At 52.4% G+C, this 23,559-nt stretch carries 20 protein-coding genes and 1 riboswitch; of the genes, 15 read left to right on the top strand and 5 right to left on the bottom strand.

The genetic code is table 11. The annotated features are described in order from the left end of the window. Positions 1 to 122: 122 nt before the first annotated feature. Both A0W33_RS01175 and A0W33_RS01180 read left to right on the top strand, forming a co-directional pair. Entirely contained in the window at positions 123 to 1,481 is a 1,359-nt protein-coding gene (locus A0W33_RS01175; RefSeq protein ID WP_068836467.1) for a sigma-54-dependent transcriptional regulator, read from the top strand. Continuing rightward, entirely contained in the window at positions 1,471 to 2,874 is a 1,404-nt protein-coding gene (locus A0W33_RS01180; RefSeq protein ID WP_068836468.1) for a sensor histidine kinase, read from the top strand. The genes A0W33_RS01175 and A0W33_RS01180 overlap by 11 nt, the downstream gene beginning before the upstream one ends. A gap of 82 nt (positions 2,875 to 2,956) precedes the next feature. On the opposite strand, the gene A0W33_RS01185 is transcribed toward A0W33_RS01180, so the two are convergent. Then, entirely contained in the window at positions 2,957 to 3,763 is an 807-nt protein-coding gene (locus A0W33_RS01185) for an oxygenase MpaB family protein (RefSeq protein WP_308428443.1), read from the bottom strand. A gap of 471 nt (positions 3,764 to 4,234) precedes the next feature. On the opposite strand from A0W33_RS01185, the gene A0W33_RS01190 reads away from it, so the two are divergent. From A0W33_RS01190 to hrpB, 3 genes are all read left to right on the top strand, one after another. Further along, the gene (locus A0W33_RS01190; protein ID WP_229802000.1) at positions 4,235 to 4,447 is read left to right on the top strand and encodes a hypothetical protein; all 213 of its coding nucleotides are present in this window, start codon (positions 4,235 to 4,237) and stop codon (positions 4,445 to 4,447) included. A 196-nt stretch (positions 4,448 to 4,643) separates the two neighbouring features. Continuing rightward, complete coding sequence (locus tag A0W33_RS01195) at positions 4,644 to 5,015, top strand: hypothetical protein (RefSeq protein ID WP_068839861.1); 372 nt, start codon at positions 4,644 to 4,646, stop codon at positions 5,013 to 5,015. An 89-nt stretch (positions 5,016 to 5,104) separates the two neighbouring features. Then, positions 5,105 to 7,642 carry an ATP-dependent helicase HrpB gene (hrpB, locus tag A0W33_RS01200; RefSeq protein ID WP_068839862.1) on the top strand — a complete coding sequence of 846 codons (2,538 nt, stop codon included), beginning with the start codon at positions 5,105 to 5,107 and terminating at the stop codon, positions 7,640 to 7,642. A gap of 201 nt (positions 7,643 to 7,843) precedes the next feature. Here hrpB and msrA read toward each other — a convergent pair whose 3' ends face one another. Continuing rightward, a complete protein-coding gene (gene msrA / locus A0W33_RS01205) occupies positions 7,844 to 8,374 on the bottom strand; it encodes a peptide-methionine (S)-S-oxide reductase MsrA (protein ID WP_068836471.1) in 531 nt (176 codons plus the stop codon). A gap of 290 nt (positions 8,375 to 8,664) precedes the next feature. Further along, positions 8,665 to 8,766: riboswitch (SAM riboswitch) on the top strand. Positions 8,767 to 9,127: 361 nt separating this feature from the next. On the opposite strand from msrA, the gene A0W33_RS01210 reads away from it, so the two are divergent. The 3 genes from A0W33_RS01210 (at position 9,128) to A0W33_RS01220 (ending at position 13,908) form a co-directional block, all read left to right on the top strand. Beyond that, positions 9,128 to 10,111: an ATP-grasp domain-containing protein gene (locus A0W33_RS01210; protein WP_068836472.1), complete on the top strand. Its 984-nt coding sequence runs from the start codon at positions 9,128 to 9,130 to the stop codon at positions 10,109 to 10,111. 2 nt (positions 10,112 to 10,113) lie between these two features. Further along, the gene (locus A0W33_RS01215) at positions 10,114 to 11,133 is read left to right on the top strand and encodes an LLM class flavin-dependent oxidoreductase (RefSeq protein ID WP_068836473.1); all 1,020 of its coding nucleotides are present in this window, start codon (positions 10,114 to 10,116) and stop codon (positions 11,131 to 11,133) included. 309 nt (positions 11,134 to 11,442) lie between these two features. After that, a complete protein-coding gene (locus tag A0W33_RS01220) occupies positions 11,443 to 13,908 on the top strand; it encodes a penicillin-binding protein 1A (RefSeq protein ID WP_082815093.1) in 2,466 nt (821 codons plus the stop codon). A 104-nt stretch (positions 13,909 to 14,012) separates the two neighbouring features. On the opposite strand, the gene A0W33_RS01225 is transcribed toward A0W33_RS01220, so the two are convergent. Then, the gene (locus tag A0W33_RS01225) at positions 14,013 to 14,456 is read right to left on the bottom strand and encodes an acyl-CoA thioesterase (RefSeq protein WP_068836474.1); all 444 of its coding nucleotides are present in this window, start codon (positions 14,454 to 14,456) and stop codon (positions 14,013 to 14,015) included. A 197-nt stretch (positions 14,457 to 14,653) separates the two neighbouring features. On the opposite strand from A0W33_RS01225, the gene A0W33_RS01230 reads away from it, so the two are divergent. The 3 genes from A0W33_RS01230 (at position 14,654) to A0W33_RS01240 (ending at position 17,900) form a co-directional block, all read left to right on the top strand. Continuing rightward, on the top strand, positions 14,654 to 15,421 hold the full coding sequence (locus A0W33_RS01230) for a S1/P1 nuclease (protein ID WP_068836475.1): 768 nt from the start codon (positions 14,654 to 14,656) through the stop codon (positions 15,419 to 15,421). Positions 15,422 to 15,679: 258 nt separating this feature from the next. Further along, positions 15,680 to 16,984 carry an NCS2 family permease gene (locus tag A0W33_RS01235; RefSeq protein ID WP_068836476.1) on the top strand — a complete coding sequence of 435 codons (1,305 nt, stop codon included), beginning with the start codon at positions 15,680 to 15,682 and terminating at the stop codon, positions 16,982 to 16,984. A gap of 250 nt (positions 16,985 to 17,234) precedes the next feature. After that, positions 17,235 to 17,900, top strand: a complete 666-nt coding sequence (locus A0W33_RS01240) for a hypothetical protein (RefSeq protein WP_068836477.1) — start codon at positions 17,235 to 17,237, stop codon at positions 17,898 to 17,900. A gap of 657 nt (positions 17,901 to 18,557) precedes the next feature. On the opposite strand, the gene A0W33_RS01245 is transcribed toward A0W33_RS01240, so the two are convergent. Both A0W33_RS01245 and A0W33_RS01250 read right to left on the bottom strand, forming a co-directional pair. Then, entirely contained in the window at positions 18,558 to 18,974 is a 417-nt protein-coding gene (locus tag A0W33_RS01245) for a hypothetical protein (protein WP_068836478.1), read from the bottom strand. Between the two features lie 62 nt (positions 18,975 to 19,036). Then, complete coding sequence (locus A0W33_RS01250; RefSeq protein ID WP_068836479.1) at positions 19,037 to 19,753, bottom strand: RDD family protein; 717 nt, start codon at positions 19,751 to 19,753, stop codon at positions 19,037 to 19,039. A gap of 76 nt (positions 19,754 to 19,829) precedes the next feature. Here A0W33_RS01250 and A0W33_RS01255 point away from each other — a divergent pair, with 76 nt between their 5' ends. Genes A0W33_RS01255 through A0W33_RS01270 form a run of 4 tightly spaced genes read left to right on the top strand, consistent with a single transcriptional unit; the run spans position 19,830 to position 23,559 of the window. Then, a complete protein-coding gene (locus tag A0W33_RS01255) occupies positions 19,830 to 20,810 on the top strand; it encodes a stage II sporulation protein M (protein WP_068836480.1) in 981 nt (326 codons plus the stop codon). After that, positions 20,773 to 21,657, top strand: a complete 885-nt coding sequence (locus tag A0W33_RS01260; protein ID WP_068836481.1) for a hypothetical protein — start codon at positions 20,773 to 20,775, stop codon at positions 21,655 to 21,657. The genes A0W33_RS01255 and A0W33_RS01260 overlap by 38 nt, the downstream gene beginning before the upstream one ends. Next, positions 21,641 to 22,375 carry a DUF4129 domain-containing protein gene (locus A0W33_RS01265; protein WP_068836482.1) on the top strand — a complete coding sequence of 245 codons (735 nt, stop codon included), beginning with the start codon at positions 21,641 to 21,643 and terminating at the stop codon, positions 22,373 to 22,375. The genes A0W33_RS01260 and A0W33_RS01265 overlap by 17 nt, the downstream gene beginning before the upstream one ends. Beyond that, positions 22,372 to 23,559, top strand: coding sequence for a DUF4350 domain-containing protein (locus A0W33_RS01270; protein WP_068836483.1), 1,188 nt, complete (start codon positions 22,372 to 22,374; stop codon positions 23,557 to 23,559). Before A0W33_RS01265 ends, A0W33_RS01270 begins: the two co-directional genes overlap by 4 nt.

Below are 23,559 nucleotides of genomic sequence, written 5' to 3' on the forward strand. Positions count from 1 at the left end.
CGCAGCAAGTGTGCGATTTTGCACACCCCTCTCCGCCCTGTAAGGGACTACAGCTTCAGTTTCAGGCAGTTGCAAATATGGCACAATTGTCGTTTATTTCCTTTCCATAGAATCAGTGGTTTATGCAGTTAAAGAAGGCTTCCATACTTGTTGTTGATGACGATACAGACGTGCTAACGGCAGTGCGGCTTTTGCTGCGGCCGCAGGTAAAGGAAATCGTAACCGAGAAGAACCCGGAGAACATACCCTCGCTCCTGAAGCAGCAGTCGTTTGATGTGATTCTGCTGGACATGAACTTCGCCAGCTCCATTAACACGGGCAACGAAGGGCTTTTCTGGCTCAAGAAAATAAAGTCGCACAAATCTGAGGCCGCCGTTATTATGATCACCGCCTATGGCGACATCGACCTGGCCATCCGCTCGCTGAAAGAGGGCGCGTACGACTTTGTAGTAAAGCCCTGGCACAACGAAAAACTGCTGTCCATACTTACAAATGCACTGGATGGTAAAAGCAAGGGCGCTAACACCCCCGCACCGGCAGAGAAACCGACTGGTATGGGCGCTGAGCTCCTGGGTGAGTCGGACGTGATGCAGGATATTTTCTACAAGATCAGCAAGATTGCCCCCACAGACGCAAACATACTTATACTTGGGGAAAACGGCACCGGCAAGGAGCTTATTGCCAAGGCCATACACCAGCATTCGCTGCGCGCTGCCAAGCCCTTCGTGAAAGTGGACGTAGGCGCGCTGACGGAATCGCTGTTTGAAACGGAACTGTTCGGCCACAAAAAAGGCGCGTTTACCGATGCGCGGGAAGACCGGGCCGGCAGGTTTGAAGCGGCAAACAAAGGCACTATTTTCCTGGATGAAATAGGCAACATCTCGCTGCACCAGCAATCGAAACTGCTGAGCGTGCTGCAGAACCGGCAGGTGATACGCGTGGGCGCCAACGAGGCCACCGACATAGACGTGCGCCTACTCTGCGCCACTAACGTGACGCTGGCAGAGCTAGCCAACGAGAGCCGCTTCCGGAAAGACCTGGTGTACCGCATTAATACCGTTGAGATTACCGTTCCGCCCCTACGCAAGCGCGGTAACGACATTGTGCTGCTGGCCCAGCATTTCAGCAAGATTTACGCGGACAAGTATATGAAACCCGCTCCGGAACTGGCGAAATCAGCGATGGAAAAACTGAAGAGCTACCACTTCCCCGGCAACGTGCGGGAGCTGCAGTATGCCATAGAGCGCGCCGTGATTATGGCGGATACGGATGTGCTGGAAGCCAGGGATATGTTGTTCTCCCCTATTGAAGCTGCGCCGGCAGCCGAAGCACTGCAGCAGGAAACAAATCTGGAGGAGTTGGAGAAAGCCACTATCCTCCATGTGCTGGAAAAGCACGGCGGCAACCTCTCCCGGGCAAGTATAGAATTGGGCATCACCCGAACGGCACTTTACAGACGCCTGAGCAAGTATGGGCTTTAAGAACTTTGAAGGACGACTGCTCCTGCGGGTGGGGCTGCTGCTGGTTACGTTAAGCGCACCGGCCCTGCTGGTCGTAAACGGTTTGTCGGAGGCGCTGGTGTTTCTGCTCCCGCTCCTGGCCTACCAGGTGGTGGAGCTGGTGCAGTTCCTGCGGCAGGCCCAGGATGAGCTGAATCAGTTTGTGGAGTCGGTGCATTATCGCGACTTTACCCGGTATTTTAACGAAAAGAAGGCACCCACGCAGCTGGAAACCCTGCGAAAGGGGTTTAACGAGATAAACAGCACCTTTAAGTTAATTAATCAGGAAAAGGAAACACAGCACCTGCACCTGCAGCGCATCCTGGAGCTTGTCAACACCGGTATCCTCTCCTACAACCTCGACAGTGGCGAGATCCTGTTAATGAACGAGGCACTGCGGAAACTGCTGCAGGTTCCGTTTATGAAAACAGTGCAGGCACTTGAAAAACGGGACCCTGGGCTTTATGCCGCTGTGCAGCGCCTGCAGCCCGGCAACACTACACTGGCAACCGCGCATACGTCCAGCCTGGACAAGAGCACCTTCAAGATTCTATTGTCAGCAGCGGAATTCAAAAGTGAGGGACACAGCTATAAACTAATTGCGTTTCAGAACGTGAACGAGGCCTTGGACGAGACAGAAGCACAAGCCTGGCAAAAGTTGCTGAACGTGATGACGCACGAGTTGATGAATTCCATTGCTCCCATCTCCTCACTGGCCAACACCTTAAAAGCCCGCCTACACGAAACCGCGACAACGGGCGCTACCCCTGAGGACCTGGAGGATCTGGAAATAGGCATCAGCACGATAAAACGCAGAAGCGAGGGGCTGCTGAAGTTTGCATCTACCTACCGCAACCTAAGCAAGATCACCAAGCTGAATGAAGAGGAGATTTCTATAAGAGAACTATTTGCCAACTTAAAGCGGCTCATGCTGCCCACGCTACAGCAGAAGCAAATAAAACTGGACGTGGCACTAATGGAGCAGGACATCACGCTGCAGGCGGACCCTAACCTGCTGGACCAGGTCTTTATCAACCTGCTCGTAAATGCCATAGAAGCAGTAAAAGACCGCCCGGCCCCGCAGATAACACTAGAGGCGTTCACCGCTCCGGATGGTAAGGTGGTCGTAACGATTGCTGACAATGGCATGGGCATGTCACGTGAAGTACAGGAGAAAATATTCATTCCCTTTTTCAGCACTAAAAAGCAGGGAAGCGGTATTGGCCTTAGTCTCTGCAAGCAAATCCTGATGCTGCACCGCGCCACCATACAGGTGCAGTCGGAGGAGGGCCTGGGGACAGTGTTTACGCTGCGTTTTGGAAGTCCCTCCACGACTGCTGCCCCACTTCCCGCAACAGAGCTTAGCAATGCATAAGTTGGGCACAGTATGCGCTATAGATTGATTCTATACTTGCTTTTAGTGAAACAACCCCTGATCGATACTTTGGAAATTACGCCTAAGCCTCCTGGTCTAACGCCTTTATTTGCGCTTTGTAAGCAGGCGGTAGTATGATGTCCTTCAAGAGCCAGTCCATGTTTATTTTGCGGCTGATTTTGTAGGCAGGTACAACTGGTTTCATCAGCGAGAGGCTGCCCAAATCCAGTAGTTCCAGCACCTTCTCCGGCACAACCAGTTTCTGCCCTTCCAGCAGCATCTTATAGCGCAGTAGTCCCAGGTGCTTTTTATACTGCTGGTACAAATCCAGCGTGAGAGCGCTTTTCTGAAGGTTTTGCTCCAGGTGCTGTTCCCGCATGAGCAGCCACTCCTGCCATGTGGCCGGTAGTCCATTAATTCCCATGCGGCTTCCCACACGGTGGAACACCTCAAACACCTCCATCTTTTCCGCCTCCGAAAGCTTTCTTTCCAGTAACTCGTACGAGCGAATGGAGTAGTCGATGAGCATGAAAAGCACATCGCGGTACGCACTGTCTGGAATTGCCATGCCGCGTGCCGACTCCACCCCCGCATGTATGGCGGCCATACTATCAATGGCCTGATGCGCCTTTTCTTTTTCGGAGAAAATGATTTTTCGCGCGTAGCCCACCGTTGAGAAAAGCCGGCCCAGCGGGTCTGCCGGAAGCCTGCCAGTGAAGTATAGCCAATCAACGGACTTGTTCAACGCAAACTCAGCGGAAGCTCCGGTAAACACTAACAGGATGGTGTCTCCCTTACCCCATACCTCCCGGACAATAGAGCCTTTTCTCACAAAATATTCCATACTATCCAAACGCACGCGTACCTTAAAACGTGCGGTCACGAACATATCTTATTAGGGTAATTTATAGTGCTGCCGTGTGTTGAGAAGTATGTCTCATGGTGCGCAGGCGAGGTAGCATCACCTGCTATTGTAATTCGTCTTAGTCAATCACACTTACTAACCCAGTACATTAAAGGTGGTCAGCTTTTTAACAAGTAGCCCGTACTACTGAGCAAATGGAGTGCATGGAAGCCTCCAGGTATGGTAGTGTAAATGCAGGTGATTAGCTAGATTTTCTATAAGTGTCAACAACTTCAGGAGCAGCGGGAGTATAAAATTAATTTTTGCTTTTTACCTGATTTGTCCTAAAATAGTCATACAGCAACTTCATGAAATTCTAGAACAACAGCTTTTTAAAAGATTAAGACATCTTTCTAGTGCTGTGCTGCGTAAGGTTTAATAAATATTGAATAAATATATATAGTTGGGGATAAACCCGTATATTTATTTTTTAATGTTAGACTTAAACAAAAACACATGAAAAAGCTATTATTTGCAGGTGCAGTTCTTTTAGGATCTATGAGCCTTTACTCTTGTGGCGGCGAAGAAGGTGCCACTACAACTGAAACAGAAGGCACTGTAATTGATCAGGATACAGCAGTATCTGAACTTGAAGTTGAAAGAACTGTTGTTGAAACTGACACAACAACAGAGACTGAAACTATCGAGACTGAAAACGAAATTCAGTAGTAACATCGGCCTTAAGCCGGTTTTATAAAAACCAATACTTTAGGGTAGCGCAACGGTAACACGTTTGTGCTACCCTATTCTTTTTTAGCTGTAGGCTATCAAATGCGCGCAACCTGCATCTATTTAACCCTTTAAATTCGTAAACCGAACTTTGAGGAGCGAAAGCATAAGATGTATAATCAAACTGAAAACAGACATGGAAGATAAAGGAAGGGCCGAAGGCGCCATATTCAAGCAGATCTGCACCGTTAATGAATTGGACCCCCAGAAAATTCGGGAGGAGGCGCAGGAGCGGTTTCCGGAAAAGTTCAGGCAACAGAACAACGAAGAGTTGCTCATCTGGACCGCCTTCGATCATAAGGCCCGGACCCTGGTGCAAAGTATAACCGCCACAGAAAACCAGGACCATAGCCTGGATCATGCCGCAGAGCTTTACTCCATCGACGGAGACCCTGCTGCACCCGCCTTTGTCATAAACGACAAGGCGATCCAGGATATTTACGACAAAGATAAAGCAGCAAAGTTAATTGAGGTGCTGGGCCAGGTCAAGCTTCCGATTCGCGCCTAACAGGCGGGCAAAGGATACGGCTATACCGCCACAGGCAAGCAATTTCTAAAAAGAATTACGACCTTTGGAAGGTGAAGCTTGCCTCAGATATGTTCGCTAATTTACCCAGCCTTCCCGTTAAGGAGGCGCTGCCCCGGCTGTTAGATTGCCTGCACACACAAAACCGTGCCGTACTGGAAGCACCGCCTGGTGCCGGTAAAACCACACTCGTGCCGCTGGCCCTGCTAGGCGCAGCCTGGCGAAACGAAGGTAAGATTCTGGTGCTGGAACCACGCAGGCTGGCTGCCCGGGCAGCCGCACAGCGTATGGCTGACCTGCTCGGTGAGGCCGTGGGTCAAACAGTCGGTTACTGGATCCGGATGGAGCATGTAACCAGCAGCAAAACGAAAGTAGAAGTCGTTACAGAGGGCATTCTCACCCGCATCATTCAGGACGATCCTGCCCTGGAAGGGATAGCGGCTATCATATTCGATGAGTTTCATGAACGGAGCCTGCAGGCAGACCTGGGGCTGGCGCTCGCCCTGGATGCACAAAGCGTGCTTCGCCCCGATCTGCGGTTGCTTTTGATGAGCGCCACCCTGGATGCTGCGGGTATCGGCACCTGGCTGGAGGCACCGGTCGTGCGCAGCGAGGGCCGCATGTACCCTGTAGAGACGCATTACCTGTCGCCGGCAGATGTGGCGGGCGCAGGGAATTACCCGGCAGAGCGGCTGGCCAACCTGGTGCCTAAAACAGTTCGAAAGGCTTTAGCCGACGAACCAGCTGGAGACATACTTGTTTTCCTGCCCGGCATGGGCGAAATACGCCGTGTAGCCCAGCACCTGGAAGAGAAGCTTCCTCCTGCCACCGACTTACACGTGCTTCACGGAGAACTCGCCCTCTCCAAGCAATTAGCGGCCATACATCCTGCTCCCAAAGGCCGGCGGAAAATAGTACTGGCCACCAGCATCGCCGAAACAAGCTTAACTATAGAGGGCGTTAAAATAGTGGTGGATGGGGGCTATGCCCGTGTTCCGCAGTTTGTGCCGCGCACCGGGTTAACCACGCTGGCTACCTCCGCTGTCTCGCTTGCTGCCGCAGATCAGCGCCGGGGCCGTGCCGGGCGCCTAGGGCCGGGCGTTTGCTACCGCCTGTGGTCTACCGCTGACCAACTGCAACTTTCCGAAAGGCAGGAACCGGAAATTCGCGAAGCCGACCTCACGAGCCTGTTGCTGGAACTGGCGGTGTGGGGCGTGAAGGATGCTACCCAACTAAAGTGGCTGGATACACCACCCGCTGCCGCCCTGGCACTTGCTACAGAGCTTTTGCAGCGCCTGCAGGCAATTGATGCACAAGGAAACCCGACAAAGCACGGCAAGCAACTGGCTTCCCTGGGCATGCACCCTCGGCTCGGCCACATGGTGGTAAAAGGCCATGAATTGGGATACGGCGCCACGGCCTGCGCGCTAGCCGCCTTACTGGCCGAACGGGACATATTGAAATCCATGGAAGGCAACAGGAGCAGCACCTTGCCAGACCTGCATCTTCGCCTGGAACTGCTGGCGGGGAAACGGCCACATACACCGGGTTTTTCGAGAGACGAAAACGTATTGCGGAAAGTGCGGGAGCAGGCACAGCACCTGCGGCAACGGTTGAGGGTAGCAGACAATACACTTGATTTTGAAGTCCTTGGCCTCTTAACCGCCCTTGCTTACCCCGACCGCCTCGCTCAGAAAGAAGCCTCTGGAAAAGTACGCCTCGTAACGGGGCAAAGGGCTTTGCTTCAAACAGAGCTTTTCAACGAGGCTGCTTTTTACGCCGTTGCGCATTTGGATGTCAGGCAGCAGGCGCGCATTCTTTTAGCCGCCCCAATCAGTAAAGAAGAGGTTGTGGCACACTTCGCCGAACAACTCGAGCAAGTACAGGAACTGAAGTGGGACAATACTACAGAGCGGGTAATAGCCAGGCAAATCACCAAAATAGACGCACTTACCTTAGACGAAACTGCACAACCGAAACCAGACCCGGAGCAGGTTGCGCTTGTGCTGCTGCAGGTGTTGCAGGAAAAGGGAATGGCACGGATGCCCTGGAGCGAAGAAGCGATACGTACGCGGCAGCGCCTGGCTTTTCTACACCAACTGGAGCCGGAGAAATGGTATGATGTATCGGATGCAGCATTAGCGGCAAGTCTAGAAGAATGGCTGCTGCCACACTTGGTAGGCTTGCGCTCGATGGAGCAAGTAACCAGGTTGGATTTCAACGAAATGTTATTGGCCGACTTAAGCTGGGAACAGCGGCAGGAAATGGAACGCTTGGCTCCCTCCCACCTGCAGGTACCAAGCGGTTCCCGCATCGCCCTGGATTATTCCGATGCCACCACACCAGTGCTGGCCGTGCGGCTGCAGGAGGTTTTTGGCCTGCTGGATACGCCCCGGGTTGGCGGCGGCAAAGTACCGTTGCTGCTTCACCTGCTCTCCCCTGCCTCTCGGCCTGTACAGGTAACGCGCGACTTGCGCAGTTTCTGGAACAACGGCTATTTTGATGTCCGCAAAGACCTGCGAGGGCGTTATCCAAAGCACCACTGGCCGGAAGATCCGCTATCAGCAGCACCTGTGCGTGGCACTAAAAAGCGTCCGCAGGGATTTTGATGAAGGGAGCTGCAAGTACAAAAAGTTTGCTCTGTGGGATTTGCCCTGCAGGATTTGTCATTTCGAACACTCGTGAGACGATTGTTCGAAATGACAGTGGCGCGACGATATATTAACAACTAAGCAGCCTAATGAAGGTATGCGTTTGAAGACGTATCGCAATAATCCGCGTGCTATCATCCAGCCAACGCGAACACTCCCCTACTGCTTCAGTTTGTTGGCAAACTCCTTTCTGAACTTCTCTACCTTCGGGCGCACCACGAAACTGCAGTATGGCTGCTGGCCGTTGTTCAGGAAGTAATCCTGGTGTTCCCTTTCGGCCGGATAGTAGTTTGTCAAGGGCTCAATGGCGGTAACAATGGAATCCCCGAAGGTGCCGGAAGCATCAAGCTGCCGCTTATACTTCTCCGCCAGTTCGCGCTGCTCGTCACTATGATAAAAGATAACGGAGCGGTATTGTGGCCCCACGTCATTGCCTTGCCGGTTGAGGGTTGTGGGATCGTGCGTTTTCCAAAAGACCTCCAGGAGCGCTTCAAAAGAAATTTTAGAAGGATCATACGTGATGCGGAGCACCTCGGCGTGCCCCGTGGTAGCCGAGCACACCTGCTTGTAGGTTGGGTTGTCTACATGTCCGCCTGCGTAACCCGATTCTACTTTCTGTACTCCCTCCAGTTGCTGAAATACGGCTTCTGTGCACCAGAAGCACCCGTTTCCAAAAGTTGCTGTTTCCATGTTCTGTATTTATAAGCCGTTTTTGGCTTTGATGTCTTAAATAAAACTTAACTGCTTTCGCTGCATACATACTTCAGCCGTAGCGCAGGGTTCTGTCTTAAAACTGATTTTCAGGCTACTTGTTTCATCCTGCATCAACCATTCTGCAATTGAAGCGTAAATGAAACAGCATCAGTAGCAGCTAAAGGTATAAACCACTGTACCTACATTATTTTTAGTGAAAGATTTGGTTTTGTAAAAATCAGCTGCCACCTTTGCAAACGTAAAGTCAAACTACCTACAAAGTATTTGATTTATAAAGAAGAAGGGAGAGAACAGGCTCTATGAACTTCTAGCAACCAGTTACAAACCAGGTGCTAATTCCTGCCTAAATCAGTTAGGGCATATAAATTAACAAACATGAAGTTCTCAAAAAATCACCTTAGGGAATCATCTTCAAACCGAAACACCACATTTGTTTTCGGTTCACCTGCTGCGCATTCTTTTTATACTTGTTGTTGCTGTTGTTGCTAACCCAGCTGCTTTTGCTGTGTTTATACTTGCTTTCCTAAGCTTTTTATAACACACCCTACACGCAGCTTCCAGGGATAGCTTTGCCTTTTTGTGCCCCATGCATAAGAGCTGAAGCAGTTTTGTACCCTTAAGCGAACTACGCTGGCACATCACACTCCCCGACCTTCGTTTACACGCTGCTCCGCAGCGTCTTCTACTGTACATACTTCAACTAATCATACATACTTAAATAAGCATTTTATGTCATCTAATACATCAGAAAGACCAATCGTTATATTTCACGAGCACCCGGACTGGTTCCGCCCTTTGTTTAATGAACTAGACGCAAGAGGTATTCCTTACGTGCGACAGAACGCCGCCGAGCACACGTTTGACCTGGCTTCTGACGAGCAGAATACCAGCCTGTTCTTCAACCGCATGAGCCCCTCTGCTTACCTGCGCAACAACGAGCAGGGCATTTTTTATACACTGGGCCTGCTGGCGCACCTCGAGGCGAAAGGCGTTCCGGTGGTGAACGGCTTCAAGGCTTTCCAGTACGAAACTTCTAAGGCGCTGCAGCACATTTTGCTGGAGAAATTAGGGTTACCTTATCCAAAGTCACGCATCATCAACCATGCTTCACAGGCAGTTAAAGCTTCTGAAGGGCTGCGCTTCCCGATTGTGGTGAAAGCGAACATAGGCGGTAGCGGCGCCGGCATTACCCGCTTTGACTCAGTGGAGGAGCTGGCACTTGCCGTTACAGCCGGAGAGATCAAGCTGGGCATAGACCATACGGCACTGGTGCAGGAGTTTATTCCGGCACGTGGTGGCCACATCAACCGTGTGGAGACGCTGGGAGGCAAATACCTGTATGCGATCAAGGTTTATACTTCCGGCGAAAGCTTTAACCTCTGCCCTGCCGACATCTGCCAGACAACCAACGGCAAAGAGCTTGCCCGCAACGCCTGCGCCCTGGATGCTCCTAAAAACGGACTGAAAGTGGAAGGCTTCACGCCTGACCAGGAAGTGATTGATGCCATTGAGCGCATTGTGCAGGAAGCTGGTATCGACGTGGGTGGCATTGAGTACACCATCGACGACCGTGACGGGCAGATTTATTACTACGATGTGAACGCGCTGTCGAACTTTGTGGCGGATGCGGTGAACGTGATTGGTTTTAACCCGCACGAAAAGCTGGTGGATTATCTGGAGAAGCGGGCGCAACTTAAAACACAGGAGGTATAAGTATGGAATTCGGATATTGGTTACCGGTGTTTGGCGGCTGGCTCCGCAATGTGCCCGACGAAGGCATGGCACCTACCTGGGATTACGTAAAAAAGCTGGCTCAGCGCAGCGAGGATTGGGGCTACAGCCTCTCTTTGATTGCCGAGCTGTACCTGAATGATATCAAGGGCAAAGAAGCGCCATCGCTGGATGCCTGGTCTACAGCGGCGGCCATTGCGGCTGTTACCGAGAAACTGGAGATCATGGTGGCCGTGCGCCCTACTTTTCACAACCCGGCACAGCTGGCAAAGCAGGCGGCTAATATCAGCCACATCAGCAATGGCAGGCTGTCACTTAACGTGGTGTCGTCGTGGTGGAAAGATGAGGCCACCAAGTATGGCATCCACTTCGAAGAGCACGACGACCGCTACGCCCGCACCAAAGAGTGGCTGGATGTGGTGACAAACGTGTGGGAGAAGGATCATTTCTCTTACGACGGCAAATATTATAGAGTAGAGGACAACATCCTGCAGCCGAAGCCGGCTAAGAAGCCGTTCATTTATGCCGGTGGGGAGTCTGAGGCGGCTAAAACTTTGATTTCCTCCCAGTGCGACGGCTATGTGATGCACGGCGATTCGCCGGAACTGATCGGCAAGCGCATCACGAACATGCGGGAGCGCAGAGAGAAGCTGGGGCTGCCGCCGATGAAGTATGGCGTGGCCGCCTACAGCATTGTGCGCGACAGCGATGCGGAGGTAAAGAAAGAACTCGATCGGATTACGGATGTGAAGAGCTCGGCCGCAGGTTTCGACAATTACCAGCAGTGGCTTTCGGGCACGCAACTGGAAGGCCAGCTTTCGCTGCAGGAGTATTCTGTGTCGAACCGCGGCCTGCGCTCCGGATTGGTAGGTACGCCGGCCCAGGTGCAGGATCGCATTGCCGAGTTCGAGGCTGTGGGCGTGGATTTCTTCCTGCTGCAGTGCAGCCCGCAACTGGAGGAAATGGAGCGTTTTTCTGACGCCATCATCAGTGTAAAAGCATAATTACTTTTAGCCAAAGAAATTCTTCAGCGTGAGTGGCAGGTTTTGCTACTGTTTTATATTTGCCGCTTGCGCCGGAGTGTTTCCCTCACCTTAAAACACAAACAACTAAACTACCTAACCTGCCCCTGTCGCCTCACCTGCGGCAGGGGTTCTTTTTTGTTGGCGTAGTCCTCTTGTAAAAACAATCGAAGCACTGGCGTAATTCTTGCAAAGTACCTGCCGTTGCAGCAAAATTCGTACTTTGCGCGTTTGTAGGCAGCTTAGGATTAAATATTCAGGCAGCTGCCACCCAACTCCATACTTCAGAACATGAAGCGTACGCTGAATAAGATAATAAAATTCATCATTACCCGAATTATGGCGCCGTTCGTGGGGCTGGTACACCGCGAACTTTCCCCTTTTTTCCAGAGCCTGAAACCGAAGTTTACGCGCGCTTACTGGCAGCGGCAGTGGGCTTCCTGGAAAGAAAGTAGCAGCCGCTCCGATTACCGGTTTTTGCTTCGAATATTTTACAAATTGGCGCTCTTCGGCATTTTGCTGCTGGTGCTTTTCTACTTTGCCGTGTATGCTGGTTTCCTGGGCGGCATGCCTTCGCAAAAAGAACTCAAGTCTGTCCATAACAACACCGCCTCCGAGGTATACGCGGCAGGTGGCGAGCTGCTGGGGCGCTACTACATACAGGACCGCACCAACGTAAAGTATGCAAACATCTCCCCTACTGCCATTGATGCCCTGGTGGCCACGGAGGATGTACGCTTTTTCAGGCACAGCGGCGTGGATGCGCGCAGCCTTGCCCGTGTGTTCATCAAATCCCTGTTGCTGCAGAACGAAAGCTCAGGGGGTGGCAGTACCATCAGCCAGCAGTTGGCCAAGAACCTGTGGCCGCGCAAAAACTACTGGATCGGGGATATGCCCGTGAATAAGCTGCGCGAGATGATTATTGCCCGGAAGCTGGAAAGCATTTACTCTAAAGAGGAGATACTGGAGCTGTACCTGAATACGGTGCCCATGGGCGGCAACCTTTACGGCATTGAACGGTCTTCGCGCCGCTTTTTCAACACCTCTGCCGACTCGCTGAAGCCGGAAGAGGCCGCAGTGCTGATTGGCATGCTCAAGGCCACCACCACCTACAATCCGCGCCTGCACCCGGAGCGCGCCCTCACGCGCCGCAACGTGGTGCTAAGCCAGATGGCCAAGTATGAGTACCTTCCTGCCGCCACTGCCGACTCGCTCAAGAAGCTGCCCCTGAAACTTAACTATAACTACACCACCCATAACGACGGGCTGGCCCCATACTTTCGGGAGCACCTGCGCCAGGAGCTGATGGAGTGGGCATCCACCAAAAAGAAACCGAACGGAGAGCGCTACAACATTTACACCGACGGCCTCAAAATTTACACCACCATTGATGCCGGCATGCAGCGCCACGCTGAAGCCTCAGTGCGAAAGCAGATGGCCCAGCTGCAGAAGAGTTTTGATGCGCACTGGCGTGGGCGCACCCCATGGGGAGCCAACAGCGAAGTACTGCAGGCGGCCATGGTGCGCTCCGATCGCTACAAGAAAATGAAAGCGGCCGGCAGCTCAGACGCGGAAATCAAGACCGCGTTCCGTGAGCCAGTGCCGATGCAGGTGTATGGCTGGAGCGGCACCAGCAAGAAAACCATGAGCCCCATGGATTCTCTGGCTTATTACCAGCGCTTCCTGAACACAGGCCTGCTGTCGATGGAGCCGAACACCGGCTACATCCGCGCCTGGGTGGGCGGCATCAACCACCATATTTTCAAGTATGACCATGTGCAGGCCGCCCGGCAGGTAGGCTCCACTTTCAAGCCGATTGTGTATGCGGCTGCTTTAGAGGCAGGCTTGGAGCCTTGCGACTACTTCCCTAACGAGCGCACGATTTACACGGAGTATGATAACTGGTCGCCACGAAACTCCAACGAGCAGTACGGCGGGGAGTATACGATGCGCGGCGCCCTGGCTCATTCTGTGAACACCATTTCGGCACAGTTGATCATGAAGACGGGTGTAAACAAAACCGTTGCCATGGCACACCGCCTGGGCATCCGCTCTGAACTTCCGGCCGTGCCTTCCATTGCCCTCGGAACGGCAAACCTTTCGCTGCAGGAAATGGTAGCGGCCTATGCTACGTTTGCCAACGAAGGCTACCGCGTGGAACCGGTTTACATCACCAAAATAGAAAACCGCGACGGCAAAGTGCTGCGGGAGCACCGGGCGGGCAGTTTTGAGCGACGGGTACTCTCTGAGGAGACGGCGGCTATTATGCTATACTTGCTGCAAGGTGTGGTGGAGGAAGGCAGTGCCGCAAAACTCCGCTCGCAGTACGGCCTTAAAATGGATATTGCCGGCAAGACAGGTACTACGCAGAACCAGGCGGATGGCTGGTTTATCGGCATCACACCAAACCTGGTAACCGGTGTTTGGGTGGGTGGTGAAAGTCCTGAGGTGCGTTTCCGGACGTTGGAGATGGGCCAGGGATCGAGGACAGCACTCCCGATCTGGGGTGAGTTTAACCGCCGCCTGGCCGTTTCACCGGATTTTAAGGGCTTCTACAATAGTAAATTCGAGCCGCTGCCGGCCAGCCTGCAGGAAAGCCTCAACTGCCCTTCTTTCCGCGCCGAGCCGCCGCCACAAAATTTCCTGGAGCGGATTTTTGATGGGGTGACGGACAAAGCCGCCGAAACCTACGAAGGCTGGAAGAAGAAGTGGAAGGAGCGTAGAAAGGAAAAGAAGCAAAAGAGGAACCGTAACTGACAGTAGTCGGCCGCTTCGTGCTTCCGGAAAAAAGCAAGTATAAAAAGCGCCCGCCCTGCAAGTATGGCTTGCGGAGCGGGCGCTTTTTTATGTATTTCCGGATGCTATTTTTCTGGCTGCTCAGTATAGTCCTCGCTTCTGGTCATGTGGTTGAACAGCACCTGAAGTTCCTCCGGCAGGCCTGTTAGTTTGCGCAGTTTCAGGTCCATCCAGGCACCGTCTACGTGCACTACCGCGGCTTTAGCACCATCCGCGCGGTAAATATCGTGCCGGATAGACCAGCGTGAGCCGTCAGGCCGCGCCTTGGTAAGCGCGATATCGATGCGCAGTTGCTCGTTTATGCCTACCTCGCGCAAATAAAACAGCTCTTCCCGAAACAGGATGGGCCCGATCTTCAGGCGCTGGAAGGTGCCTAGGTCAAGCCCAAGTTCCTCCAGTATGGCAATACGCGCCTGCGAGGCGAAATCGGCGTAGGCAGAGTGGCGCATGTGTCCGTTCGCATCCAGATGCGACCACATCACCTTACCTTCATATACATTGCTTTGCATGATTGTCTTCCTTAGTAAGGGTGCAAAGCTACAAAAAAGCCGCCATAAAAACTTTCAGCCTAAAACTGGTTTCCTGTAGCTGCATGGAGGTTTTGCGTCAGATTTTAAAGATTTTAAGCTAAAATAAAGTTGCCGTAACACAGTTCAGCATAAATTTTGTTGTTTTGCATCACGAAATTAAAATCACGGAAGTATACATGAAAAAATTAGCGAGCGTATTCATTCTTTGCCTTTTTGTTGCCAGCCAAGCCTTTGCCTGGGGCCAGAACGGACACCGTGCCGTGGGGCTGGTGGCGGAGCAGCACCTAAGCAAGAAAGCCAGGAAAAATATTATGAAACTGCTGGAGGAAAATACCCTGGCGGAGGTCTCAGTATGGATGGATGATATCAAAAGTGATGATGCCTACGACCATACCCACGACTGGCATTGGGTGACCGTGGAGGACGGGCAGACCTACGAGCAAATGGAGAAAAATCCCAACGGCGACATCATCGGAAAGATTGAGGAAATCACCAAAGCCCTCAAAGCAGGCAACCTGAACAAACAGCAGGAGCAGGAATACGTGAAGTACCTGGTGCACCTGGTAGGCGATATCCACCAGCCCCTGCACGTGGGCACAGGCGACGACACAGGAGGCAATGCAGTAAAAGTGCAGTGGTTTTACCAGCCCTCCAACCTGCACCGCGTGTGGGACAGCGAGATGATCGACAGCAAGAGCCTAAGCTTTACCGAGATTGTGCGCTTTTTGGGTGAGCCGGAGAAGGAGCAGATAAAGCAGTGGCAGGCTGCCTCGGTGCGCGATTGGGCAAAAGAGTCTATGAGCTACCGCCCACAGGTGTACAACCTGCCAGAGGACAAGAAACTGAGCTACCGCTACTCCTACGATAACTATGACCTGGTGGAGCAGCGCCTGTTGCAGGCAGGAATCCGCCTTGCAGGTCTCCTGAACGAGATCTACGGGTAAGTTTATCCCTTACATTGGCAACGGCCCCGGTTACTCGAAAAGTGGCCGGGGCCGTTTTGTTTATTTAAGTTTTGTTGCTACAGTAACAGTTTGAAGGCTGTATGCATGAGGTGCGATACTTGTACAAAGTATAAACTTCCCCTCAACACGTAACACCTTCCGCATTCCCCACCCCGTTACGTCACATTTTCTTACTTTTGTGTCTTCGCTACCGCTGCATACTTCTGATGCACGTACAACATCCACAACCTGAAACTTATGGAGTCCTTCTTCCAGCTAAAGCAGAATAATACCAGCGTTAAAACCGAAGTCGTTGCCGGCATCTCTTCTTTTCTGGCCACGGCTTATATCATCGTTGTAAACCCCACTGTACTGAGCCAGGCGGGGATGCCCTTTTCCGGAGTGCTCACTGCCACAGTGCTCGTTTCCTTTTTCAGTAGCCTGATGATGGGCCTCTATGCCCGCAACCCGATTCTGGTGGCTCCGGGCATGGGACTGAATGCCTTCTTTACGTACTCAGCCGTGCTGGGCCTGGGCGTGACATGGCAGGTGGCGCTAGGGGCTGTATTCTGGTCGGGCATTGTGTTTTTGCTGCTCTCTGTTTTGAACGTGCGCACACTGATTGTGCAGGCAATCCCCAAGCAGCTGCGTTATGCCATTGCCGCCGGCATTGGCTTGTTTATATCCCTTATAGGGCTTGCCAACGCCAGGTTCATTGTGGCAAACCCCGCCACCATCATCGGAATAGGCCCCATGACACCGGCGCTGCTTACTTTTCTGGCTGGCCTGCTGCTGACGGCGGTGCTGCTGGTACGAAACGTGAAGGGTGGCATCTTGCTGGGCATTCTGTTCACCACACTCGCGGCATACCCCATCGGGCGTTGGTGGGGCACTGATCTGGAGCCGCTGATTACGTGGCAGGGTATGTTCTCCGCCCCCGACTTCAGTTTGCTGCTACAGCTCGATTTGGCTAACTCCCTGCAACTAGCGGTTATCCCTGTCATTTTTGCCTTTGTGTTTACCGACATGTTTGACAGCCTCTCCACCTTTGTGGGTTTGGCCGAAGCCGCGAACTTGCTCGATGCCCACGGGGAGCCGCGCCACGTAAAGCGCTCCCTCACCACCGATGCCGTAGCCACCACACTGGCGGGTTTGGTTGGCTCCAGTCCAGGCACCGCCTATGTGGAGTCGGCAGTGGGGATAGAGGCAGGCGGGCGCACGGGCCTTACAGCTGTGGTGGGCGGTTTGCTGTTTCTGCCCTTTCTCTTCCTGGCTCCGTTGCTGTCGATGGTGCCCCCTATCGCCACCGCGCCTGCCCTGGTGCTGGTGGGCGCCTTTATGGTGCGGCCGGTGGTGAAAATCGATTGGTTTCAGTTGGATGATGCCATTCCGGCTTTCCTGGCCATGATACTCATCCCCTTCACCTACTCCATTACTCAAGGTATTGTGTGGGGCTTCCTTAGCTGGACGGTGCTAAAGCTTGTGACGGGCAAAAGAAAAGAGATCAGTGCGGGGCTGTGGGTGATCGATCTGTTTGCCCTCTCGGCCCTATTCCTGCTTTAAGGGCGGTTACCGTATGGTTGAAGCAGATGCCATCATCACCACTTCTATTAACCCTTACACACTGCAACAGCTGTGCGTAACTAAATAATCAGAAAACACCGAACATTATTCAATTGCTTTTACAATATTCACCTTATTGTAAAGTTTACCCTTAGATGGCTCGCGCGCAATTATGGGATAATTGTTTATCTTTACCTTTAATGGTGTTAAGCCATTGTAGTTTACCCAGTATCAACTTAAACTTTAGCTTATGAAGGCATTCTTTTTCTCCCTGGCTCTTGTGTGTTCGGTTACGGCTGTTCAGGCACAAGGTACCCCTGCAGAAAAAGCACCTGCATCCAACAAATTAGAAAGGCAATTCGAAAACCTGAAAAGCAGCTCCAACACCTGGCAGGGCTATAAAGTGGTTAAAATCACCACACTGGAGAACTTCTGGAAAAATGTGCAGCAAACCGTAGCCGAGAAAGACAACAAGCTGCAAAACTTCGAAGCGGAGGCCGACAAGAAGCTGGAGGCAGCCCGCGCCGATGTGGCGGCACAGGAAAAAGAGCTGCAGGTAATAAAACAAAATATGCAGCAGCGTGAGCAGGAGATTCAGCAGAGCATGCACGACATCACCCATATCTCGGTGTTGGGCATTGACCTGCCAAAGCAGTTTTACGTGCTCCTGACCGGCGGTATCATTGCAGCCCTGCTGATTGCTCTCGGGGTGATGGCGGTGCAGCACAAGAGCAGCAAGAGTGTTGCCCTGGAGAAGCGAAAGGCCTACGATGAAATAGAAACAGAGCTGAACGAGCACAAGAAGAATGCACGCGAGCGCGAGCTGAAAGTAAAGCGCGACCTGCAGACAGAACTGAACCGCGTGGAGGAGCTAAAGCAGCAGATTGCCCTCCTGAAGAAGCACCCGCAGTTGTAGTTTATACTTCAGCCGGCAACATACAAAAGCCCCGCCATACTTCGTAAGGCGGGGCTTTTGCTTTTGGTATACTTTGAGAATTAACCTTTGGCTCGCGATTTTTAGCTTATTACTATAGCCCTGGCGCAAGCGTCCGCTTGTGCCGACGTGCACTACTATTACAGCCAGGTCACTGGCGGTGATCAGAGTTTCTGATGCTTCGAAACCCACCCCTGCCCATCCAGGGGAACTATCAGCAAGTGCACCTACACCCCTATAGTCCCCTCAAGAGGACAGTTCTGCTTGTTGTATAGCAAAGGCGGTGGCTAATTGAACTGATTCCAGTCCTTGGGTTGAGCGCCTTGTGCATGTTGCGGTGCCCGATAGGGCAGCCCGCAGCGGAGCGAATAGGGGGCCCCTACCCCCGTAGCAGCTTCAGGCACACAGCGCGATGCCCGAGGACGGGGCCCCGCTCATATAGGGCCCCTTCCCCAGCCGTGAGCGCTCCAAAGCATGAATTGCAACAGTGGGTGTTTGGGAACTGGAGGATGAACTATCGCTAGAAATTATAGCTTGGCTGAAGTTGCGACAAGTAGCGGCTATGCAAGTATGGGTAAAGCAGACAACGGCACAAGCGGACGCTTACGCCATAAATCAAAACTAATATTATTTGATACGCTACTGTACATTCAGCTTCTTTTCGCTAAAGTAAGCCTCTAGCTCAGTAGTGGCATGTTCGGTGTTTGTAACGCGCCTTTTCTTGCCACCTTCCAGAATAAAATCCACAAACTTTCTTCCGAACCTGTCCTTTAACTTCACAAATTTGATCTCAGAAAGCAACAATTCACTTTTTGAAGTTCGGAACAAATAAAGTATAAGCAGTACAAAGTGAGCGCAGCCTATTAGCAAACCAGACCACAGCAGGAACTCCTCACCCGATTTCATGTAACGCAACACCGACAAAACTCCAAAAGCTGTCCATATGGCAGAGGAAACCATAGCCATCCGAATTTCTTTCCTGGCGTTGTCTCTAATCAGGATCCTGTCTTCCTCCAACAGTATTTCTCCTTTCGCAATGGTTAAAGTAGTTGTCATAACCTGTTTGGCAGTTGGTGCTTTTTAGCCTCACATGATTTTAAGAAGATTTTATACTTGGCTTAAGCTACTACGTCGCCTTGCGTATAGTGATGATAGTCTTTTACAACGGTGTTCAGAAATTCCCAATCCGACAGGTCAGTCCGGATGCCAGTAGTTTCCTTTACGCGCTCGGCGATTTTCTCCAGCAGCTCATAATTGCCGTGCTGCTGTGCTTTGTACAGCAGCTGCCTCGTCAGCGCCACATCCTTGTCTGTTAGCAGGTTAACTTCCGGGAATTTTATTTGATAGCCTTCCTCGGTGCTCACCATAATGCGGTCTTTCCGGCGCACCGCCTGCTTCCGGATTACGCAGGTGCCTGCCGCCATATCGCCGAGGCGCTGGCCCTTGTCGCTGGCTGCAATCGTAACAACGGCTATCAATCCGCTCGATATGGATATATCCACCAAACGGAACAACCAGCGCAGCAGGTAGTCCCCGATAGATGCGGACTCGCCTGTCACTTTGATCACTTTAATGTCGCGTGCTTTCTTGCCCACGCTCTGGCCGTTCAGGAAAATCTCGCATAGCGGGTGGTAGAACAGCAGGGGCACCATCATCACGATGATGTAGATCGGGCCCTGGTCGAAACCGATGGAAAACTGCAGCACAGCCACCAGCATCATCCATACAAAAAACACCACGCAGTCTATCAGATAAGCGATTATCCGGTCGCCCACACTGGCCATGGCATACTCCACCTCCACATTTTGGGTGGTTCGTACTTTAATGGTTTTCATCGGGAAATAAGTTTGCTTTTATGTTTTATACATCACAAGATAACTATATATTTGGTAGCGTTAAAATATAATTACCGTGCGTGAAGCTGCCTTTATCCGGAAAAACAAACTTAAGTGGAAGTCCTACGAAACACAGCAACCAACCGGCCCCGACGAACTGGCCGAGCGGTTTATTTCGTTGACGGACGACCTGGCGTACGCCCGCACGTTTTACCCGGATTCAGACACCACCGCCTACCTGAACACGCTGGCCGGCAACTCGCACCAGGCGATCTACAAAAATAAGAAAGAGAAGCAAAACCGCTTTGTCACCTTCTGGAGGTATGAGTTGCCATACCTGTTCCGGCAGCACCACCGGCAGCTCCTCTACGCGTTCCTGGTCTTTGCGCTGGCCTGTGGCATTGGCGCGCTTTCCGCGGCCCTCGACGATACCTTTGTGCGCCTGATACTGGGCGACTCTTATGTGAACAGAACCCTGGAGAACATTCGCAATGGTGACCCGATGGCGGTGTACAAAGACATGGACGAGGCCGAGATGTTTCTTTTCATTACGTTCAACAACATCCGCGTCTCCTTTCTGGCCTTCGTGATGGGCGTGTTCTTCTCCGTTGGCACGGGCTGGATATTGTTTCAGAACGGGGTGATGCTCGGGGCTTTCCAGTACTTTTTCTACAAGCAGGGGCTGCTGCTCACGTCGGTGCTCACCATCTGGATACATGGCACACTGGAAATTTCGGCTATCGTGATTGCCGGGTGCGCCGGTTTTGTGATGGGCAACAGCCTGCTTTTCCCCAAAACCTACTCCCGGCTGCACTCCTTTAAAACCGGAGCCCGGCAAGGGCTGAAGATTGTGGTGGGGCTGGTGCCGATCTTTATCACCGCGGGCTTTCTGGAAGGCTTCGTGACCCGCCACACCGAAATGCCCCTGGCCCTTAGCTTGTTTATCATCCTTTCCTCTGCCGCATTTATAGGTTACTACTTCATCATCTATCCACGTTTACTGCACACAAAAAATGTTAATGACAAGCGAAAAGATCAACCTACGGGAAGAGCGTAACTTCGGCGAGAAGCTGAATGCCACCTTCCGTTTTATCCGCCAGAATTTTAAACCGCTGTTACGGGCCCTGCTGCTGTATGCACTGCCGGTAGCGCTGCTGGCTGGCATTTTCTCTGGCTTGCACCAGGCCCGTCTGTTTCGCAGTTTATCGGGTGGCGATGTGTATGAAACGGTGGGTGAATATGGAGTAGCACAGCAATTAACATCCGTTAACTACCTGCTTACCCTGTTCTTCTCTATGGTGAGCGTGCTGATGGTATACCTGGTGGTGTATTCCTACATGGTCGCATACCAGGATACGGAGGATGAGGTACAGCCATCGGCGGTGTGGGAACACATCAAAGCCAACGCCCTGAAAGTAATCTACAGCGGCATCGCGCTGGGTGTGGTAATTATTCTTAGCGTTTTCCTGCTTGGTTTTGGCATTTACCTGGGCGTGGTGCTCTGCCTTTTTGTGGTGGTGATGGTGCGCGAGGAACTGGGACTGATTGATACCATTGAGCGCTGCTTTTACCTGATCAAGCGCAACTGGTGGGCCACGTTTGGGTTGATCTTCATTGTAAGTATGATTCAGGGCATGATCAGTTGGCTGGCTGCCTTGCCTTTGGGTGCTGTAATGGTGATGAAAATGCTGCAGGTACCGGGCATGGAAAGCGAATTCCTGCTGATCGCCTCCAACACACTGACCACACTGCTGACCACCCTCACCTACTGCATATCTGCCGTGGCTGTAGGATTCCAGTATTACAACCTGGTGGAGCAGAAGGACGGTATCGGTCTGTTGGAGAAAGCTGAGATGATCGGCCGCCACGATGCGAACAATAGCGCGAATGAGGGCGATTTTTAGGCATACCTATACTTTTATACTTATCTGCCTGCTGCTATGCACGGGCACGGCAACGCGTGCCCATGCCACCGATAGCATTCCGGCCGCCACAGCGCCCGTGCAGGTGCGAAGCTTCGACGATGACAAGCTGGAAGAGATGCGCGCTTCCGAGGACTTTCAGTATTACGAGGAGGTAAAAACGGGGGAGACATTCCTGGAGCGCCTCTGGTACCGCATCATCAATTGGCTGCGGGAGGTGTTTTACAAGGGCCGGGCAAGTGGCGCTTGGGAGTATCTTATCTATGCGCTCATAACCGCAGCCATTGTTTACATCGTTATTAAAATGCAGGATGTGGATGTGAGCGGCCTGTTCGGGAAAAAGGCGCCCGTCACTGACGTGCCCTTCGAAGTGCTGGAGGAGAACATCCATGAACTGAACCTGCAAGCGCTGCTGGAGGAGGCGGTGACGCAGCGCGATTTCCGAAAAGCCATACGCCTGCACTACCTCCAGAGCCTGAAGCTGCTTACCGACCGTGGCCTGATTGACTGGAGCCCAAGCAAAACCAACCGCAGCTACATCTCCGAAATCAACCAGACGGACATACGACGGGAGTTTGAGCTGCTCACCAGCATGTTTGAGTATGTGTGGTATGGCGGCGCTGCGCTGGGCGATGAGCTTTTTTCGGCAGCCCGTGCGGAATTCGAGCAGTTTAACCAGCATTTAAAGGAGCGCGTATGACGGCCTACCGCAAGTATATCGCCCTGATCCTGCTGCTTTTCGTGGCGTTGGTGCTGCTGGACTACTTCCGCCCCAAGCCGGTGGACTGGTCAGAAACCTATACGCGCGAGGACAAGATTCCCTATGGCACCTATGCGCTGTATGAGGTATTGCCTGGCATTTTTAAGAATGAGCCGGTGGTTTCGGTGCGGGAGCCTATTTACAACCAACTGGAGGATTCGACGCTGGAGGGCAATCATATTTTCATCAACAAAGCCTTTGAAGCGGACAGCCTGGATGTAAACCTCCTGCTGGACTTTGTAAGCCGCGGAAACCAGGTGTTCATTGCCGGCGAGCGCTTCTCCTCTTTCCTGGCTGATACCCTGCATTTCGATACCGCGATACTGCAGTCCACTAACCCCGACTCCACCGCCCTGGTTTTTACAAGCCAGCCGCAGGCCAGGAAGTATACATACCCGCCGAATGAAAACAGCTGGTTTATAGAAGTGGAAGAGCAGGCGGGCCATGTGGCCCTGGGTCGGAATAAGGCGGGCCAGCTTAACTTTATGAAAGTACCGTTTGGCAAAGGCACCTTCTACATTAGCTCCGCCCCGCTTGCCTTTACCAACTATAGCCTGCTTACCATGCAGCAAAGCACGTATGCCGCCACGGCCCTCTCCCACCTGCCGGTGCAGCCCGTATACTGGGACGAGTACCAGAAGCAGGGACGGCCGGATGATCAATCGATATTCAGGGTGCTGATGCGGTACCAGGCGCTGAAATGGGCCTACTATGTGGGGCTGGCGGCGCTGGTGCTTTTCCTGCTCTTCAAGAGCAAGCGCACGCAGCGCGTTATCCCAGTACTGGAGCCGCCGCGCAATGCCACCCTTGATTTCGTGCGCGTGATCGGCAACCTATACTTCAACACGGGCAACCACAAGAACATCGCCGAAAAAAACATCACCTACTTTCTGGAGTACCTGCGCCTGCACTACCATGTTTCCACCACCTCCTTGGACAGCGAAATGCAGGAGCGCGTGGTGGCGAAATCCGGTGCCGATGCAACGCAGGTGAATGAAATCTTCCGCCTGATTCACAGTATCAGGCAAAGCAAAGCCATCAGCGACCAGACGCTGCTGCAACTCAACGATTACCTCGAAGACTTTTACAGACAAACATCCACAAGGCCGCGTGCCCAAGTATAA

Source organism: Pontibacter akesuensis (assembly GCF_001611675.1).
GTDB lineage: Bacteria > Bacteroidota > Bacteroidia > Cytophagales > Hymenobacteraceae > Pontibacter > Pontibacter akesuensis.

What these genes read in the sequence shown, in the direction of transcription:
- A0W33_RS01175 (WP_068836467.1), top strand. Translation starts at nt 123, where the DNA reads ATGCAGTTAAAGAAGGCTTCCATACTTGTTGTTGATGACGATACAGAC.
- A0W33_RS01180 (WP_068836468.1), top strand. Translation starts at nt 1,471, where the DNA reads ATGGGCTTTAAGAACTTTGAAGGACGACTGCTCCTGCGGGTGGGGCTG.
- A0W33_RS01185 (WP_308428443.1), bottom strand. Translation starts at nt 3,763, where the DNA reads ATGTTCGTGACCGCACGTTTTAAGGTACGCGTGCGTTTGGATAGTATG.
- A0W33_RS01190 (WP_229802000.1), top strand. Translation starts at nt 4,235, where the DNA reads ATGAAAAAGCTATTATTTGCAGGTGCAGTTCTTTTAGGATCTATGAGC.
- A0W33_RS01195 (WP_068839861.1), top strand. Translation starts at nt 4,644, where the DNA reads ATGGAAGATAAAGGAAGGGCCGAAGGCGCCATATTCAAGCAGATCTGC.
- hrpB (WP_068839862.1), top strand. Translation starts at nt 5,105, where the DNA reads ATGTTCGCTAATTTACCCAGCCTTCCCGTTAAGGAGGCGCTGCCCCGG.
- msrA (WP_068836471.1), bottom strand. Translation starts at nt 8,374, where the DNA reads ATGGAAACAGCAACTTTTGGAAACGGGTGCTTCTGGTGCACAGAAGCC.
- A0W33_RS01210 (WP_068836472.1), top strand. Translation starts at nt 9,128, where the DNA reads ATGTCATCTAATACATCAGAAAGACCAATCGTTATATTTCACGAGCAC.
- A0W33_RS01215 (WP_068836473.1), top strand. Translation starts at nt 10,114, where the DNA reads ATGGAATTCGGATATTGGTTACCGGTGTTTGGCGGCTGGCTCCGCAAT.
- A0W33_RS01220 (WP_082815093.1), top strand. Translation starts at nt 11,443, where the DNA reads ATGAAGCGTACGCTGAATAAGATAATAAAATTCATCATTACCCGAATT.
- A0W33_RS01225 (WP_068836474.1), bottom strand. Translation starts at nt 14,456, where the DNA reads ATGCAAAGCAATGTATATGAAGGTAAGGTGATGTGGTCGCATCTGGAT.
- A0W33_RS01230 (WP_068836475.1), top strand. Translation starts at nt 14,654, where the DNA reads ATGAAAAAATTAGCGAGCGTATTCATTCTTTGCCTTTTTGTTGCCAGC.
- A0W33_RS01235 (WP_068836476.1), top strand. Translation starts at nt 15,680, where the DNA reads ATGGAGTCCTTCTTCCAGCTAAAGCAGAATAATACCAGCGTTAAAACC.
- A0W33_RS01240 (WP_068836477.1), top strand. Translation starts at nt 17,235, where the DNA reads ATGAAGGCATTCTTTTTCTCCCTGGCTCTTGTGTGTTCGGTTACGGCT.
- A0W33_RS01245 (WP_068836478.1), bottom strand. Translation starts at nt 18,974, where the DNA reads ATGACAACTACTTTAACCATTGCGAAAGGAGAAATACTGTTGGAGGAA.
- A0W33_RS01250 (WP_068836479.1), bottom strand. Translation starts at nt 19,753, where the DNA reads ATGAAAACCATTAAAGTACGAACCACCCAAAATGTGGAGGTGGAGTAT.
- A0W33_RS01260 (WP_068836481.1), top strand. Translation starts at nt 20,773, where the DNA reads ATGACAAGCGAAAAGATCAACCTACGGGAAGAGCGTAACTTCGGCGAG.
- A0W33_RS01265 (WP_068836482.1), top strand. Translation starts at nt 21,641, where the DNA reads ATGAGGGCGATTTTTAGGCATACCTATACTTTTATACTTATCTGCCTG.
- A0W33_RS01270 (WP_068836483.1), top strand. Translation starts at nt 22,372, where the DNA reads ATGACGGCCTACCGCAAGTATATCGCCCTGATCCTGCTGCTTTTCGTG.